General features: G+C 47.8%; 16 protein-coding genes. 14 read left to right on the forward strand and 2 right to left on the reverse strand.

Going from position 1 to position 17,855, the window contains the following annotated elements; translation table 11 throughout:
• The first annotated feature begins 120 nt into the window (after positions 1-120).
• The 4 genes from PK654_RS11040 (at position 121) to PK654_RS11055 (ending at position 6,395) form a co-directional block, all read left to right on the forward strand.
• Positions 121-1,584 (forward strand): NCS1 family nucleobase:cation symporter-1, encoded by a 1,464-nt coding sequence (locus PK654_RS11040; RefSeq protein WP_271695848.1) that lies wholly within the window; start codon positions 121-123, stop codon positions 1,582-1,584.
• A 176-nt stretch (positions 1,585-1,760) separates the two neighbouring features.
• Positions 1,761-3,011, forward strand: coding sequence for a M20 family metallo-hydrolase (locus PK654_RS11045; protein ID WP_271695849.1), 1,251 nt, complete (start codon positions 1,761-1,763; stop codon positions 3,009-3,011).
• A 279-nt stretch (positions 3,012-3,290) separates the two neighbouring features.
• On the forward strand, positions 3,291-5,201 hold the full coding sequence (locus PK654_RS11050) for a methyl-accepting chemotaxis protein (protein WP_271695850.1): 1,911 nt from the start codon (positions 3,291-3,293) through the stop codon (positions 5,199-5,201).
• A gap of 18 nt (positions 5,202-5,219) precedes the next feature.
• Complete coding sequence (locus PK654_RS11055) at positions 5,220-6,395, forward strand: M20 metallopeptidase family protein (RefSeq protein WP_271695851.1); 1,176 nt, start codon at positions 5,220-5,222, stop codon at positions 6,393-6,395.
• A 117-nt stretch (positions 6,396-6,512) separates the two neighbouring features.
• Here the strand turns inward: PK654_RS11055 and PK654_RS11060 are convergent, their stop codons facing one another.
• Positions 6,513-6,812 (reverse strand): CcdB family protein, encoded by a 300-nt coding sequence (locus tag PK654_RS11060; RefSeq protein ID WP_271695852.1) that lies wholly within the window; start codon positions 6,810-6,812, stop codon positions 6,513-6,515.
• A complete protein-coding gene (locus PK654_RS11065; RefSeq protein WP_271695853.1) occupies positions 6,812-7,057 on the reverse strand; it encodes a type II toxin-antitoxin system CcdA family antitoxin in 246 nt (81 codons plus the stop codon). The genes PK654_RS11060 and PK654_RS11065 overlap by 1 nt, the downstream gene beginning before the upstream one ends.
• Before the next feature lie 237 nt (positions 7,058-7,294).
• On the opposite strand from PK654_RS11065, the gene PK654_RS11070 reads away from it, so the two are divergent.
• From PK654_RS11070 to PK654_RS11115, 10 genes are all read left to right on the forward strand, one after another.
• Complete coding sequence (locus tag PK654_RS11070) at positions 7,295-7,972, forward strand: winged helix-turn-helix domain-containing protein (RefSeq protein ID WP_271695854.1); 678 nt, start codon at positions 7,295-7,297, stop codon at positions 7,970-7,972.
• Positions 7,959-9,332 carry a HAMP domain-containing sensor histidine kinase gene (locus PK654_RS11075; protein ID WP_271695855.1) on the forward strand — a complete coding sequence of 458 codons (1,374 nt, stop codon included), beginning with the start codon at positions 7,959-7,961 and terminating at the stop codon, positions 9,330-9,332. The genes PK654_RS11070 and PK654_RS11075 overlap by 14 nt, the downstream gene beginning before the upstream one ends.
• Positions 9,333-9,415: 83 nt before the next feature.
• Complete coding sequence (locus PK654_RS11080; RefSeq protein ID WP_271695856.1) at positions 9,416-10,060, forward strand: YfdX family protein; 645 nt, start codon at positions 9,416-9,418, stop codon at positions 10,058-10,060.
• A 163-nt stretch (positions 10,061-10,223) separates the two neighbouring features.
• On the forward strand, positions 10,224-11,144 hold the full coding sequence (locus PK654_RS11085; protein ID WP_271698859.1) for an AAA family ATPase: 921 nt from the start codon (positions 10,224-10,226) through the stop codon (positions 11,142-11,144).
• Between the two features lie 11 nt (positions 11,145-11,155).
• The gene (locus PK654_RS11090) at positions 11,156-12,088 is read left to right on the forward strand and encodes a DUF58 domain-containing protein (protein ID WP_271695857.1); all 933 of its coding nucleotides are present in this window, start codon (positions 11,156-11,158) and stop codon (positions 12,086-12,088) included.
• On the forward strand, positions 12,085-12,582 hold the full coding sequence (locus PK654_RS11095; RefSeq protein WP_271695858.1) for a DUF4381 domain-containing protein: 498 nt from the start codon (positions 12,085-12,087) through the stop codon (positions 12,580-12,582). Before PK654_RS11090 ends, PK654_RS11095 begins: the two co-directional genes overlap by 4 nt.
• Complete coding sequence (locus PK654_RS11100; RefSeq protein ID WP_271695859.1) at positions 12,579-13,604, forward strand: vWA domain-containing protein; 1,026 nt, start codon at positions 12,579-12,581, stop codon at positions 13,602-13,604. The genes PK654_RS11095 and PK654_RS11100 overlap by 4 nt, the downstream gene beginning before the upstream one ends.
• 1 nt (position 13,605) lies before the next feature.
• A complete protein-coding gene (locus PK654_RS11105; RefSeq protein WP_271695860.1) occupies positions 13,606-15,519 on the forward strand; it encodes a VWA domain-containing protein in 1,914 nt (637 codons plus the stop codon).
• 15 nt (positions 15,520-15,534) lie between these two features.
• Positions 15,535-17,283, forward strand: coding sequence for a BatD family protein (locus tag PK654_RS11110; RefSeq protein WP_271695861.1), 1,749 nt, complete (start codon positions 15,535-15,537; stop codon positions 17,281-17,283).
• 26 nt (positions 17,284-17,309) lie between these two features.
• Positions 17,310-17,843 (forward strand): HdeD family acid-resistance protein, encoded by a 534-nt coding sequence (locus PK654_RS11115; RefSeq protein WP_271695862.1) that lies wholly within the window; start codon positions 17,310-17,312, stop codon positions 17,841-17,843.
• Positions 17,844-17,855: the final 12 nt, after the last annotated feature.

Here is a 17,855-nt window from a genome sequence, read left to right on the forward strand (position 1 = left end):
GGATTGCTTAAGACCGAATAGAAAGAATTCTAACAATAGCTAGAAGCAAGAGCGGCGGGGCAATTGATATTGTCCTGCACCTCGAAACCTACACATATATATAAGAAAAGGGAGTACATTATGTCCTCTAAACAAGAGTTTGATATTAATAAGTGCGACCCCGGTCTCTATAACGAAGACCTGGCACCACTTGAGCCAAAAGACAGAACCTGGGGCTCATTCGAGATATTTAACGTATGGGCGAACGACGTTCAGAGTCTGTTCGGTTATACGTTAGCAGCCTCGCTGTTTATCTCTTATGGCCTGAATGGCTGGGCGGTAATGGCAGCGATTATCCTTGCCGCTATCGTTATTATGTTCCTGTGTAACTTAGCTGGTAAGCCAAGTATAAAATATGGTGTTCCAAGCCCGGTTCTGGCTCGTGTCAGTATGGGTGTAAAAGGCGCCAACCTGCCGGCCATGACCCGTGGTGTCGTCGCCATGTTCTGGTACGGTGTTCAGACCTACTTTGCTTCTACAGCAGTAACACTTCTTTTAAGCAGCCTGTTCACCTTTGATACTGAAACCACCTATATGGGCATGACAGGAGTAAGCTGGTTCTCCTACATCGCAGTATGGTTGTTCCAGTTAGCTATGTTTATGCGCGGCATCGACTGGATTACCAAGTTCCTCAACTGGGCTGGTCCTTTTGTTTACGCAGTGATGATTGCACTTATGGTTATGATCTGGTTCAAAGCCGGTGACCAGATGCTTCCTGCTGTAAGCAGCATCTTCCAGGGTACAGGTGACTACGAAGGTGGCGCTATCGCAGCATTCTTCGGTGTGATGGGGACTATGATCGCTTACTTCGCAGCCGTTGTTATCAACTTTGGTGACTTCTCCCGCTTTGTTAAAGATGAAGGTGCACTGAAGAAAGGTAACTGGTGGGGTCTGCCGGGTAACGTTGCCCTGTTCTCATTTATCGCTCTGTTTGTAACCGCAGGTACTGTTGTGGTGTTCGGTGAAAAACTGACTAACCCAGCAGAAATCATTGAGCGTGTAGATAACATCTTCCTGACCATTATTGCTGCAACCTGTTTCTTCGCAGCGACAATCGGTATCAACATGGTAGCTAACTTTATCCCGTCTGCGTACGGTCTGGCTAACCTGATACCTTCGAAGATCAACTTCAAGATGGGCGGTATCCTGACTGCGGTTATCTCCTTCTTTATCGGTGCACTTTGGGTGTCCCTGATAAGCCAGATTGGTATTGCCGGATTCGTTAACACCTTAGGTGCAATCCTTGCTCCTGTGTACGGTGTAATGATGGTGGATTACTACATCCTTAAGAAGCAGAACCTGAATGTACAAGACCTGTTCTCTTCTGAACCAGACGGCGAATACTATTACGAAAACGGCTGGAACAAGCGCGCAATCAACTCCATCGTTATCGCAGCCATCTTTGCTATCGGTACGGTATGGGTTCCTGCACTGAGCGCACTGGCTGGCTTCGGCTGGGTTATCGGTGCCGGCCTTGGCGGTGTCATCTACTACTTCATGATGGGTGGCCAGTCAGCAGAAGTTAAGGTTTCCAATGAAGCTTAATAAACAGCAATATCCGAAAGGTTAGCTGATAGCCAGTTGCTTAATTGCAGCTGGCTTCTCTGCTCTGAAAAAACCGTTCAAAGCAGAAAAAAAATATATATGTGTGTAGAAAAATCACCAGTCAGCAGCACCATCCGCTGACCGGATAATCAATAACTTGTTTAGAGAAAGACATAATGAGCCAACTGCCTGAAATCAATATGGAAAGAGTGGAGATGCACCTTGAGCATCTCCGCCGCTTCAGCGCCACCTATGGCGAAGGTGTTACCCGCCTTACCTATACCTCTGAGTATCGTCAGGCCTGTGACTACTTTATTTCCCAATGTCGTCACCTTGGCCTTGAGATAAGAACCGATGCCATAGGTAATATCTTTGCCACCTGGCACGGACGTCACCCTGAACAGAAGAAAATTCTGGTCGGCAGCCATCTGGATACGGTAGTCAATGGTGGCCATCTGGACGGCATTCTGGGCGTTGTGGCCGGTCTGGAAGTGGTTCAGACCATGCAGGAAAGCAATATCGAAATCGATAACAGCATTGAGATTGCCTGTTTCGCCGAAGAGGAAGGCATCAATTTCCGCTGTCCCCTTGCTGGTTCCAAGCTGATTATGGGCGAAGTGGAGAGTCAGTCGCTACTTGCGCTAACAGACCGTGACGGCAGAAGCTATGCAGATGTTCTTCAGGAATACGGACTTAACCCGATGGATCTGGATAAAGCACGTCTGGATGCCTCGCAATATAAAGCCATGGTGGAGCTGCACATTGAACAAGGCGTGGTTCTGGAGCAGGAAAACACCAATATTGGTGTCGTAAGCTGCATTGCCGGCAGTTACAACTGTGATATGACCTTTGACGGTATCTCAAACCATGCCGGTGCTATTCCTATGCCGCTGCGTTTTGATGCTCTGGCCGGTGCCGCTGAATATATCCAGAAAGTAGAAGCCTATGCCAAACAGAGTTCGTCTGAGACCCTTGTTTCTACAGTCGGCCGCATTACATGCATCCCGAATGCAGCCAACGTTATCCCACGTAAAGTGACTCTGGCACTGGATATCCGCGATATTGAAAATCCGGTTCTGGATACGGCAGAGCAGCAGTTAAAACAGTGCCTGTATGAAGTAGGTGATAGCCGGAAACTAGGCGTCAGTTACAGCATTAAATCTTACTCAAGGCCGATTCAGCTGGATAAAGATGTGGTGGAGCTGGTTCGCAGCCATACTGAAAACCGGGGCTATAGCTACAAGATGATGCACAGCGGGGCTTTACATGATGCCGCCATATTTGCCGGCCAGATCCCCACAGCCATGATTTTTGTACCTAGCATAGGCGGACGAAGCCATGTGCCGGAAGAGGAAACAAAACGGGAAGATATAGAAAAAGGCGTCAATATATTACTCGACACAGTTATTTCGCTTAGTCAGGGATAAGAGAAAAAATAAAAATACCTGATAAAGACATGAGTAAACGGAAGTTTATTCGTTTACTCAAAATAAAGTCATAACAACAAGTGTTCAATTTTTCATTTAATCCTCAGCAGATTGAGGCGGGTAAACTTTGCTTTAAATACGGAAAAACAATTATCAGAACAAAATTAAACTGAGTAAAAAATAGTTCTGTCGGCGGAAATTAATGCAATTAACCCTGAAAAAATCACTAATAAATTAAATGTGTAATTTTGAATTTTTATTAAGAAAGAGGTATCAGCTATGAAGCTTGGTTTTAAAGTTTCACTTATGTTGTCCGTATCACTCTTAGTCGCAGTTTCTGTGAGTGTTGTCAGTCTGGTTACTTATCTGGACAGGGAAAAAGAGGTTAAAAATAACGCTATTTCAAGAGCCGGTGAATTTGTTCAGCGCGAGTCAGAGTCCATTAAAAGTTTTATGGAAAATAAAGCTCTGGCCGTTGAAAAAGTAATTAATATCTATGACAAAAACCGCTACGGTGTCGGCGAACACAATATTTCTAATATGATTCTCGGAGCTAACACCAGCGGCGTTGATAACCTTCAGGTTACCTTTGAAACAGGTGAGTCCTACGCTTCGGTTAACTTTCCCGGCTGGGCGAATAACCAGCCACCAAAAGGTTACTCACCTAAAAATCTGCCATGGTACGCAGAAGGCAGACGAGCCAACGGAGTTATCTTTACCGACCCATACACTATTCAGCTAACCGGCAAACTTTCAATCAGTGCCATAGGCCCTATTACCGAAGGGGTAATGCTGGCAGATATCGGTCTGGACGTCATTTATCAGGTTATTGAAAGAGCCAGTACCTTTGAGGGCGCTACCGCCTTTCTGGTCACCAACGACTCTACTATTCTTGCTACTTCCTCAACGGAGATGAAAGCGGGAGAAAACCTGTCTGGACACGTTGATCTGGCCAACGCTTTCTCACAGGCAGTGGGAAAAGATGATTTCTCGGTAGAGAGCCGTCTCGACGGCAGGGACAGTATGTTTTTCTCTGAGCAGATTAAGTTCGCTAATGCGACATGGTATCTGGTGCTGAATGTAGACAAAGAAGTGATTCTGGCCAGTCTGGACGAAACCATATACTCCTCCGTTATTACCTCACTTATACTTGTAGTATTGAGTATCGCTGCTGTTTTTTTTCTACTCACCGTACTCTATCGTCCGATCTACGCGTTAAAGCGTACGGTAACAGATTTAGCCAGCGGCAACGGAGATCTGACCCAGAGGCTTGAAGTGAAAACCGATGACGACCTTGGCTGTATCGCAAAGGACATCAATACCTTTATTGCTAACCTGCAATCTATGATGCTGGAGGTTTCTCAGTCGTCCGCCCATATCTTTTCCAGCGTAGAGGAACTGAGAAAACAGAACGATAAAAACCGCCAGATTCTCTCGGTACAAACCTCGGAGGTTGACCAGATAGTGGTCGCCATTGAGGAGATGAGTGCCACCGTTGATGATGTGGCCAACAACGCCTCTCAGGCATCTCAGTTTACTCATAATACTAACGAACAAGTTATCAGCTCACGTAATGTTGTCACCAACACCACTAATACCGTGTCTCAACTGGTGAGTGATGTAGAAAACACCTCCGGCAGCATCTCAGCCATTGAAAAAGACATTGCTGAAATCGCCAATGTGCTGACCATAATCGGCGAGATTGCAGAGCAGACTAACCTGTTGGCACTCAACGCGGCTATTGAAGCTGCACGTGCCGGTGAACAAGGTCGTGGTTTTGCCGTGGTGGCTGACGAAGTAAGGGCACTGGCGGCCAGAACCCAGACCAGCACAGCCGAAATTGAGGCGACGCTGACTAACCTGAGAAACGGCTCCGAGTCGGCCATTCAGGCCATGAGTACCACTCAATCCACCTGTGAAAAAACCACGGATAATACCTCGCAGGTTGCTGATGAACTGGCCACCATTACCACTTCTGTCACTCACATAAATGATCTCAATACTCAGATTGCCACGGCAGCGGAGCAGCAGAGTTCAGTGGCACAGGAGATCACCAAAAACGTCACCGCGATCCGTGAGATTGTTTACGAACTTTCTGCAAACGGCGAAGTGACCACCAGCGAATCGGTTAACCTTGCAGCGGCAAACAGCCAGCTGAAATCCATCGTTGATAAATTTAAGCTTAGTTAACCCCTGAATAGGTCGAATATGCGTAACTTTAATATCGAAAATGAGTTAATGAACCTGAGAGATTACTGTATCTCTGTACGTCAGGATCTGCACCGGATTCCCGAGCTGTCCGGCGAAGAGTATAAAACCTCAGCCTATTGTAAGGCCGAGCTGAAAAAAGCCGGTTATGAGATTGTCGAGTATGAAGGCTATACCGGTTTCCATGTTGATCTGACCGTGGACAATGCACTGGACAGAATCGCCTTCCGTGCTGATATGGACGGGCTGGAAATGCCCGACCTGACTGACGATGAGTTTACCTCAACCCATGAGGGACGCGCTCATAACTGTGGCCACGACACCCATATGGCTATTGCCATTACTACGGCGTGCTATCTTGCTGACAACAAGGCTGATCTAAAATACAACGTGCGTTTTATCTTCCAGATGGCCGAAGAAGACCTTCGTGTTCCCGGCGCTTCAAAAATGGTAGAGATGGGTTGTATGGAAGGCGTTGATGAAGTTTACGCCCTGCATAATGATGCTTCTCTGGACTGGGGTCGGATCGCCCTGAATAACAATATTATGTCCTCTTATGGATCAGCATGGACACTGGAGATCGAAGGTAAATCTTCCCACGGTTCCACCCCGCACCTAGGTAAAGATGCCGTACGTGAAGGTATGCGCATTGTGACGGAAATGGATTACCTAATCGCTAAAACTGTTAACCCGTTCCGCCCTGCCGTATTTGGTTGTGGCTTGTTTAACGGCGGAACTGTTGCCAATGCGATACCGGATCATGTTTTTGCCCGCGGCACCATCCGTGCCATGGACAGTGATACTGATATCCATCTGAAAAAAGAGTTCGACAAGCTTGTGGCTGAGAGTAATATGCGCGGCTTTAATACCCGTATGGAGATGGGTAGCTACCCCGCAGTAATAAACCATAAAAAAGCCTACCAACGTGTTCTGTACGCCGCAGAACATACGGTACCTATGGATTACATCAACGAAAACTGCCAGCCAATGACCGGCAGCGAAGACTTCAGTGAGATGATCAACGCCACCCGTGACAGATGCGGTGCCATGTTCTTTTTAGGCGTAGGCAATTCGAAAAAAGGCATCAATAACTATCTGCATAGTAACCCTTACTATATCGATAACGACGCCATGCTAATTGGGGTTCAGCTGTTTATTGAGCTGGCGACTAGTTAAGCAGCAGAAAGCTAATACAGGCACGCCTACTTCGGCGTGCCTTTTGTTTTACTGAGACTCCATCTACTGCTTTTGTACTGACTTAGAAATGACAAACATTACCGATTGGATAAAATGTTAAAAACCTAAATACAGCATATCTAAAGCATCCACTACCTCTTTATGCCGACTCCGAAGATCAGTGACATACTCTTTTAACTCTATTTCGGAAACAGAGGCCAAATACTGAGTGACCATGACAACTTCATGCCCTTCTACTTCAAATACAGGATTCAGGCGTTTTGCAGGTATCGGAGCATCTGAAAGATACATAAGGGGGGCGACTACGCGGGTATTTAGCCCGTGCAACAAATCTGACTGCAGATCTAAAAGATAGCCATCTCCGCCAGAGTTTCTAAATACATCTAATCTGGCCATCAGAATTTCCTATGCTTATCCAGCGGAAGTCCATGTTCTTCAACAAACTTGTTCGAGCTTTCAATCGCATGCTTGTTCTCCTTTAACCACATGTTCTTCTTATGTTTTCTGACAGCCTCAGCGATACCTGATTCAGCCGATTTTGATAAATTAATACCCAATGTTTTAGCTTCCTCAAGTAGTGCACTATTTAGCGAAAGATTTGTACGTCTTTTTGCGCTTGATTCATGACTAGTTCTTTCCATAACTTTCTCCAGATGCAGCATCTTTATACACATTAAATATACACAACATTAATCAGCATTTCATTTCTCTAAATGGATATTGCTCGCAAACTATTCACCTTTTGCACATTAGTTATCATCTACTCTTACCCCTCCCCTTCCCGTCAACTATTGATTTTATAAATATATTTAATGAAACTCTCGGTTTGATTGCCTTATTTTGTGCACTATTAGCTTTAAAACCTTTCCGGAACCACTATGAAGATTCTACTTGCCGAAGACGACGAGAAAACCGCTAACTACATTATTAACGGCCTGACAGAGAACGGTCACGTGGTTGACTGGGTGACGGACGGGCGTGAGGCCCTTACCTATTGCCTGTATAACCAGTGCGATATGTTTATTGCTGACCGTATGTTACCGGGTATGGAAGGCCTTGCTGTGGTTAAGGCTCTGCGTACTTCTAACAGCCAGATTCCGGTTATCTTTCTTACTGCAATGGCAGATATCGACGATAAAGTAGAAGGTTTGCTGGCAGGCGGTGACGACTATATGGTCAAGCCTTTCCACTTCTCTGAACTACTGGCGCGTATCACCGCATTATCGCGTCGGCCGCAAAACAGCATTGCCAAAACAGAACTGGTTGTGCACGATCTGCATCTGGACTTGCTCAGCCGCAGGGCTTGCCGGAATGGTCAGGAGATAGAGCTGCTGAATAAGGAGTTCACCCTGCTGGAATACCTGATGGAGAATCAGGACAGAGTGATTAGCCGCACCATGATTCTGGAGCGGGTATGGGATCTTAATTTTGATCCCGGTACTTCTGTTGTGGAAACTCATATCAGTAAACTGCGGCAGAAAATTGACAAACCTTTTGATAAACCGCTTCTTCATACGGTCAGAAATATGGGATATGTGATTCGTGCGCCTCGCTGATGTTCTGCCTGACTCTGCATTCAGGCTGTCACTAAAAGTCGTTGTTGTCTTTGCTGCTATACTCAGCCTTGTCAGTGTTTTGCTATATAAAGTGGTCACTAACGCTCTGGAACATGAACTAAAAGTTCAGGCTCAGGAAGAGTTGGTACTATTTAGCGATATTTTGCAGGATCAGGGCTCAACGGGGCTGGTTAACGCAATGAACGGACTGGCCAGCGTTTATGTTCCGGCCGAGCATGTTATTGGCCTGTTTTCTGAAGATAATAAGAGACTGGCGGGTAATATTTCGCTGGCACCGGAATTTGTCGGCTGGCGAAAAACCAGCATTGAACTGATACAAGCCGTTAAGTCGGAAGAGAAAGGCAAATACCACGCAATCTCAAAGAAAATCAAAGGCTACACGCTGGTAGTGGGACGCTCAGATCGCATTGTCCGTGCCACTCAGAAACAGCTGATTATCTGGTTGCTTGTCTCTACCCTGTTTATCTCCGTAACCACCCTGCTGCTTGGTTACGCCACCAGCCGGCAGTCGGCTCAAAAGCTGACCCGTATGGACAAGGTACTGGAACAGGTTGCTAACGGCGAAACCGAAAGCCGTATTCCCCTTAATCATCAGTCGGATCTGATCGACTCTCTCGGTAAGAAGATAAACCACCATCTGGACCGGTTATCAGAGCTGATTACCGGCATCAGAACCACCTCTTCCGCCATTGCTCATGACCTGAAAACGCCGTTGGCTCATACTCAGATTAGCCTCTATCAGGCACTGGAAACCTGCGACAAAGGGGAGAATCCCTCACCGGCCATAGAAAGTGCCCTGACAGAGATTGAACAGCTAAACAGCACTTTTGACACTATTTTGCGTATCTCCCGCATCAATACCCAGACCGACCGTTCCCACTTTCAGCCAACGGATCTCTGGCTGGTTATTGATAAGATTATTGAATTTTACCAACCAGTGATTACTGAGGCAGGTAATACTCTCTCCCTTGAACCGGACAAAGCTGAGCGGCAGCCGCTTATAGTTAGTATTGATAGCGGTATGATAGAACAGCTTCTGGTTAACCTGCTGAAAAATATACAGGTTCATTGCCCGAAAGGTACCCATATCACCCTTAGTGCAGCAAAAAGCGGACAGTCGGTTCAGCTCAAAGTAGCTGATAATGGCCCCGGTATACCGGAAGCCGAGCTGGAAACCATTACCAAACCATTTCACAGGCTGGACAGAGCCAGAACCAGAGCCGGTAAAGGCCTCGGGCTTGCCCTCGCTTCCGCCATAATCCGTCAGCATAACGCCAGACTGACACTAAGCAATCTGCACCCCGGTCTTGAAGTAAAAATCGAGTTTAATTTTATTTAAACTACACGAAAACAAGGGCTAAAGTTAGCCCTTTATTGTTATCTCCGAAGCAAAAATGCTCTACTCGATATCAGGAGATAACAATGAAATTCCCTTCTAAAATTGCACTAATCACTATGACCACCATGATGGCTTCCGGCTCAATCAGCACTATGGCTTATGCCGCCGACTCATCTAAAGCTGCTGCTGATCAAGAAGTGATTGTCGTTAACAACCTGAAAATTTCCGGTCACGGTAAAGCGGTTATCTCTGATGTACGCAGTGCCCGTATTGCTCTATTTGAAGGTCAGGTAGATGCTGCTCTGGATCTGGTTAAGAAAGCGCGTGATGTGTTCGATTACACAGTGGTGAACTACGCAGTAAAACTAACCGGCTCAGACGGCTACGGTGTGCCTGTTGATCGCTCAATCACTCTTGCTGAAGGTTTCAAACCCACTAAAGAGCACGCGGAAATTATTAATAAAGCTGGTTCGCTGGCTCAGCAAGGTAAGACCGAACAAGCTATCACGCTGATGAAAGAATCCGGTATCGATCTGGATATCCAGTATGCCCTTCTTCCTGTACTGAAAAACATCTCTAACCTTGAAAAAGCCATTGCAGATATTAACGACGAGAAGTTTTACGAAGCAAACATGATGCTTAAAGCCATTGAAGCCTCTGTTATTTTCGAAGAATTGAACCTGGAAGAGATCCCGCAACAGGGATATCAGCTAAAAAATATCCGCTAATCCCCAGGCGGATATCCGGGGCCAATTCCGGCCCCACCCCTTTATCAAGCCGGCAGAGAGATCTATCACTATGAATCACACTACAGCGACTGCTGAACGGTTATCCGTTTCACAAGCATCAGCCTCTTCATCTGTCCCTTTAGTGGACTACCTGAGAAATCATATGAACGCCAGAATCGTCGGGCAGCAAACCTTTGTTGACCGTTTATTGCTGGCACTGTTTGCCGACGGACATATTCTGCTGGAAGGTGCTCCGGGACTGGCAAAAACAAAAGCGGTAAACGCACTGGCGCAGACTATCGACTGCGATGCAAGGCGTGTTCAGTTCACTCCCGACCTGTTACCCAGTGATTTGACAGGGACAGAAGTTTACCGGCCGGAACAAGGCAGCTTTACCTTCCAGAAAGGCCCTCTGTTCCATAACCTTGTTCTGGCAGATGAGATCAACCGTGCACCGGCCAAGGTGCAGTCTGCCCTGCTTGAATCTATGGCAGAGCGTCAGATTACTGTCGCCGGTAAAAGCTACCCGTTACCTGAACTGTTTATGGTGATGGCGACACAAAACCCCATCGAACAGGAAGGCACATACCCCCTTCCTGAGGCTCAGTTAGACCGCTTTTTGTTGCAACTGAACATCGATTACCCGAATGCAGATTCTGAGCGTGAGATTCTGAGAATCGTCCACGGCGAAGCACAGGGCGATATCCCGCCACCGGAGAGAATGGTCTCGATAGCGGAGATACAAAAAGCCCGTCGCGAAGCGTTAAAAACCCATAGTTCTCCGGCACTCATCGACTACATTATTCAGTTGATTCAGGCGACACGAAACCCAACGGCTTACGGCAGTGACCTTGAGGGCATTATCACCTACGGCGGTAGCCCGAGAAGTACTATTGCCCTCGACCGCTGTGCCCGGGTACACGCTTGGATGCGTGGTTCTGAATTTGTCACACCAATGGATGTTCAGGCCATTGCTCATGATGTACTACGCCATCGTCTGATCCTCAGCTTTGATGCCGAAGCTGACGGCTACAGCAGTGACGACTTTATCAGCACACTAATTAACCGGGTACCGGTCAGCTAAGCGGGGCTTATATGACGGATTCAACTCCTGCATTGCAAGGCATAGAGATCACTGTGCCTGAGCTTCTCCGTACTAGGCCAGATAAGAAACTGACCGGTTTTGCGCCTTCCGGCAGGGTCACTACCCACCAGTGGGGTGTTAACCGTTCACTGTTTCTCGGATTAGGAATGGAGTTTGCCGAATCCCGCCTCTATCAGCCGGGGGATGACGTGCGCAATATTGACTGGCGGGTAACGGCAAGAACCGGTCAGACTCATACCAAGCTGTTTCAGGAAGAGCGTGAACGACCGGTACATATTCTGCTCGACCTATCTGCCGGTATGCATTTTGGTACCCGTACACGCTTTAAGTCCCATCTGGCAGCAGAAATCGCCGCTCAACTGGCATGGGTTGGCTTTGACGGTGGTGACAGGGTATCCGGACTAATTACTCATAACAGCGGACGGGAATACTTTAAAGCCTCCCGCAGTCGTCGTTCACTATTACGTTTTCTGCATGGCATAGCGGAACACACCCGCCTAACCACATCCACCGGACAATCAGGGGATTTATCTGCTGATATCAAAGCTCTGAGACAAGAGATAAAGTCCAGCGGACTGGTGTTTATTATCAGTGATTTTTCCGCCCTGACCAGCGATACACTCACGGAGCTCAAGCGGCTGGCAGTACGTTCTCATGTCACCCTGATCCAGATAAGCGATCCTTTTGATGCCCGGCTCCCGGCTCATAGGGGCAGAATTACTGACGGTTCGGCAATGTTGTCTTTAAATGCCATCCGCAGACAGGCCATTGAAGATTATCAGAGCAACTTTGTTTACCGCAAAGAGAGCCTTAGCCGCCTGTGCCGGCAACACAATATGGTGTTTCAGTCCATCTTTACCGTTGAAGACCCTAAGCAACTGCTATTTCCCGATAATCACTCCGGCAAAGGAGATACCTTATGAGTCAGACTCTCTCTGCGGAAATCGCTGCACAACTCGAAGGCTTGCGGGATATCTACCTGCCACCCGCCGTGTCGTGGTGGCCTCTTGCCTATGGCTGGTGGGTTGTTATCGCCTTAATTCCGCTGCTGATAATTACTGTTGTACTGATACGCAGGCAAAGACAACGAAGCCTTAAGCTGGTGACACTAGGCGAATTTAATCAGCTAAAGGCGCGTTTCACTGCTGATGCACAACGGAGCGAAAGCCAGTTGCAACTGGCAGCTGAACTCTCTGTACTTCTGCACCGTCTGGTACTTGGTCTGGAAGATCAGAACAAACAGAGTATCAGCGGTGATAACTGGATTCACTACCTCAGCAACGGCAAAAACGGAATGGATCAAAAGGTCGCACAGTTTCTTGCTGTAGCCCCCTATCGCCACTCTCTGCCGGCAGATGCTCCGGCAGCCCAAACCACAACAGACGCTGTTGAACTCTGGATAAGGAAACACGCATGACAAGCTTTATCTGGCCTCTGGCTTTTTTACTGCTGCCTCTTCCCCTTGTTATCCGCAAATGGTTTCCGGCTAAGGAACAGAATCCGGCCGGTGCCCTTAAGGTGCCGTTTTTCAGCCAGTTTCGGGGAATGACCGATGGTACAGCATCTGCGGCACTGCCACGTTGGCGCTCAATTCTGCTCAGCCTGATTTGGCTATTGCTGGTGACCGCGATTGCAAGGCCGGTTCACCTTGGCAAGCCAGTATCACTGCCCGCTGAAGGACGGGATATTATGATAGCTATCGACCTTTCAGGCTCCATGGAACAGACAGATTTCACCATTCAGGGTCGTCCTGCCAGCCGTTTAGATGTACTAAAACTGGCCGCTGATGATTTTATTGAACGCAGAAAAGGAGACAGGGTTGGTCTGATTCTGTTTTCCGATCGCGCCTACCTTCAGGCTCCCCTGACCTTTGACAGAGTGACAGTGAGAGAGCTGCTTGATCAGGCTCAAGTCGGGCTGACCGGACAGAAAACCGCCATTGGTGATGCTATTGCCGTTTCAGTCAAACGGTTGAAAGAGCGCCCTGAACAGGGCCGGGTTCTGGTACTGATGACCGATGGTGCCAACAACGAAGGCGTAATGTCTCCCCTTAAAGCCGCCAAAATCGCTAAAAAGCTAGGGATCCGTATCTACACAATCGGGCTGGGCAGCGAAAGCATGCCCGTTCAAACCCTGTTTGGCCGCCAGAGCATCAACCCTTCACAAGATCTGGATGAAGGAACATTAAGGGAGATCGCCTCTGAAACCGGAGGAAGATATTACCGTGCCACCAATGCTGCCAACCTTGCGGCTATCTATGCAGATATCAACAAACTAGAGCCGGTCTCTTCAGATCCTCTCTATGTGCGTCCGCAGACGGCTCTGTTTTACTGGCCGGCCGCTGTTGCTTTTGCCCTGCTGATATTACTGGCGGTATACCACTCATTGCCTTCTGTCAGAAACAGCGTTTTGTCTAACTCAGATTTTGCCGGAGAATAGCATGCAAGCTTTGATTGAACATCTCCACTTCCTTCGTCCTGACTGGTTCTGGTTACTGATCCCCAGCCTGATTGCAGCAGCTATGCTGTATAAGGCTGACCGAAACGCGGATCAGGATAACTGGCTTAGCTATGTAGACAGCCACCTGCTGAAACACTTGTCCCTAGCCGGTACAGTCCAGCGACAGAGTTATCTGCTGCCTGCCGGGTTTATGTTGGCCAGTATCTTTTTGCTGACTGCACTTGCGGGTCCGGCATGGAACAAACAAAAGGTGCCTACCTATTCAGGCGGCGAACCTGTGGTTCTGGTTCTGAGTCTTGCGCAATCAATGAATGCAGACGATATCTCGCCCAGCCGCCTTAAGCGTGCCACCCATAAACTAAAAGATATCCTGAAGCAGAGCCGTGACACCAGCCACGCATTGATCGTTTACTCCGATTTTCCCTTTGTTGCCTCTCCGCTGACATCAGACAGCAAGGTGATAGAGCAGATGCTGCCGGAGCTTTCCTCCTCCCTGATGCCGGTACTGGGTAACCGTGCTGATCTGGCCATCAATAAAGCAGCAGAACTACTAAGTAATGCCGAAGCTAGCAATGGGCAAATTATACTGCTGACGGACAGTGCAGGACAAAATCCAGAAGCGACTATGAATGCCGCAAAAACTGCCCGCAAACAAGGCTATCAGGTTTCTGTACTTGGGGTGGGAACTAAGCAAGGTTCAGCTCTGCAAACCAGTTCGGGGCAGAAAATCACCACAAATAACGGTGCAACCATTACTACCGCGCTATCTGAAAACCAGCTCAGAAAACTTGCCCATACCGGTGGCGGAAAACTGGCTCTGCTTTCAGCAACTTCACAGGATGTAACTGCACTTCTGAGCAGCACAAATACCAAAGGTGGCAAGCCAACACAATCGGATGAGACAGACACTTCAGACTGGCAGGATGCCGGACACCTGTTGCTGATTCTCCCCTTGATATTGGTACTTTTTTCATTCCGCAGAGGCGTGGTATTTGCCCTATTTATGACCATCAGCCTGAGTTCAGTTCAACCTGTTCAGGCTTCAGAGACTCAAAAACCTAGTTCATCAACATGGCAGGATTTGTGGAAAACCGGGAATCAGCAGGGAGCCGAATTGTTTGAACAGCAAGACTATAAACAGGCTGCAGAAAAGCTTGAGAGCCCGCAGTGGAAAGCAAGCGCACTCTATAAAGCTGGAGAGTATCAGAAAGCGGCTGAACTCTACGCTGCTGCCCCTTCTCAAAACAACGGCTATAACCGTGGCAATGCCCTTGCCAAAGCTGGCGAGCTTCAGGCTGCCCTTGAGAGTTATAACAGCTACCTGAAACAGGAACCAGACGATGAAAATGCCGTTTTTAACCGTGATCTAGTGGCTAAGTTGCTGAAGCAGCAACAGCAACAGCAACAGCAACAGCAACAGCAACAGCAACAGCAACAGCAACAGCAACAGCAACAGCAACAGCAACAGCAACAGCAACAGCAACAGCAACAGCAACAGCAACAGCAACAGCAACAGCAACAGCAACAGCAACAGCAACAGCAACAGCAACAGCAACAGCAACAGCAACAGCAACAAAATTCGAGCAAACCTGAGGCAGGAGAGCAAGAGAAAAATCCACAAAAACAGCAAAAATCAACGGAGAACAAGACAGAAAACTGGCCTTCAGAACAGGAGAAACAGCAGCAATCAAAACAGCTTTCCCGGCAGATATCAGAAGAAATTAAGCGAAGAAAAGATCAGCCGTCTGAACAGCAGGAAGCGGCTCAAATAAAGAACGAAGAGAAGCTGGATCAAGCTACTGAACAGCAACTCAGACGTATTCCGGACGATCCAAGTGGCTTGTTAAGAGCCCGTATTCGTCAGCACTACTCCCGGTTGCAGGCAACCCAATAGTAATCAGGATAATTTATGAACAACTTATGGTTAAAAATATGGGCAGCATTACTCTCACTTTGTCTGCCTCAGCTTGTCTGGGCACAGGGGCTTAACGCCTATCTGAACAGCGATAAAGTAGCACAGGGAGATACCTTCCAGCTTGTCCTGACCAGTAAACAGGCCAATACACCGGCACCAGAGTTAGCGCCACTGAGCAAAGATTTTTCAGTAATGGGAACCTCTCAGTCCAGTCAGACTCAGATTATCAACGGGACACGCAGCAGCCAGATAAGCTGGACCATCTCTTTGCAGGCCAAAAAGACCGGCAAGCTGGTTATTCCCGCCATCCATGCAGGCTCGTTAAGTAGCCGGCCTTTGTCTGTTGTATCCCTTGATGCCAGCCAGACACCCAAAGCTCAAGGAACAAAAGGCATTGCTTTAAGCGTCAATATTGAGCAAGGCAACCACTATCCGTTTCAGGAAATCCCCCTTACGCTGCGTATTGAATCTGTTGAGTCAATTCAACAGGCGCAGCTAAGCGAACCAAAAGGTGAAAACTTTGAACTGACTCAGACCGGCGAGGACAAAGCTTCACAGATCAGAAGAAATGGTCAGCTAATCAATGTTGTTGAGCGCCAATACCTGCTACGCAGTCAGGTAAGTGGCGATGTAACGATTCCCCCTTTTGTTCTGAAAGGTTCAGTCACTGATCCGACAAACCAGATCGACCCCTTTTTTTCTGGTATGGCCGGCTCCCTGATGCAACAGATGGGTGTCGGATCCATGATAAATCCGGGTAAACCTTTCAGGGTTCGTTCTGATGAACTTATTGTACAAGTTCAACCTGCTCCGGCCGGTGCCGGCAAAAGTGATGAATGGTTTCTTCCCGCCAAAGCGGTTGCATTGAAAGCACGCTGGCTGGATAGCGATGCTAATTTTGAAACTGGCAAGAGCTATAGCCGCCAAATCAGCATTCTTGCTTTAGGTGCGACACCGGAGCAACTACCTGATCTGCAACTGCCGGAGATAGACGGTGCAGAGTTCTATATTGATGATAGCCAGACTTCGGTTTTCAACCGCGAGGAAGGTACTGTTGCACGCAAAGACATCATCATCTCTGTTATCCCTACCAGACCCGGCGAAATAACCCTGCCTGAAGTCAGGCTGAACTGGTTTGACACTCAATCGCAAAAACAGCAAACAGCACTGCTTGAGCAAGAGATCATACAGGTGACGGGCGCGGTTATGGAAACTCAACAAACCACTGCACCGGCAGAGAATCTGGCGTTACAAGCGTTAAAAACTCAAACGTCAGATACCACAACAGGAGAAATGCCTGCCGTATACCTGCTCTGGCTGACTCTGCTGCTTTTAGCTTGCCTTACCAGCTTCTATTACTGGCGCAGACAGCAAAGAGAGGAGTCTGGAAGCAACAACTTCAATGAAAAGAATAAAGAGACGCCCACCCGTCTGATGGAGCAGGTAAGCAATAAAGAGTGCTTCTCCGAACTGGTTAACGCCGTCAAAAGTGCAGATGCCGATAAAGCTTATAAAACCTTACTGATCTGGCTTCAGACCTCAGGTCAAAAACCGCAGTCACAGGCATGGCAGCAACAGATCAGCGAACTTGAAAACAGGCTATTCAACCAGAAACAGCCAGAAGAGCGCTGGAATAACAAGGCTCTGCTTGCGCTACTGGCAGAGTGGCAAAAAAAGCATCAAAGTTCAGAAACAAACAAAGTGCTGCCTTCTCTGTATCCGGCTACCAGCGTAAATAACTAACAATCAACAAACAAAAGGAAACTTATATGAAGTCATGGAAAACCGGCGCTCTGGCCGGAGTCCTTTCAATCAGCGGCGGGGTTACTGCTCTGATAAACCCCGTTGCAACCTCAATTACTCTGGAACAGATTATGGGCTGGACATTTATTGTCTCCGGTCTGTTCAGCTTTATCGGCTATCTGGCAGGAAAAAACAGCAGCGATAACTGGAGTGCCGCACTGGCATTATTCTCCATAGGACTGGGCGCGCTACTGGTGAGCTTCCCTCTTGAAAGCGTGCTGTCGCTCAGCGTATTTATTGTTATGTTACTGGTCGGTACCGGAGTCAGCCAGTTAACCATGGCCTTCAGCCGCAGGGGAACTCCGGCATTTTACTATCTGTTCGTTTCTTCACTTATCTCACTAGTGTTCGCCTTTATGGTGCTATCAGATTTTCCCGCTGGCGCAGAAGGGTTAATCGGAGTGATATTTTCTGTTGAGCTTATTACTAACGGCATCGCTTTGCTGACGTACTCAATCACCCACCGAAAAGCGACTACTATTCATATACAGAACATTTGAAATACAACGAAT

The sequence above is a fragment of the Vibrio sp. SCSIO 43137 genome, assembly GCF_028201475.1.
GTDB lineage: Bacteria > Pseudomonadota > Gammaproteobacteria > Enterobacterales > Vibrionaceae > Vibrio.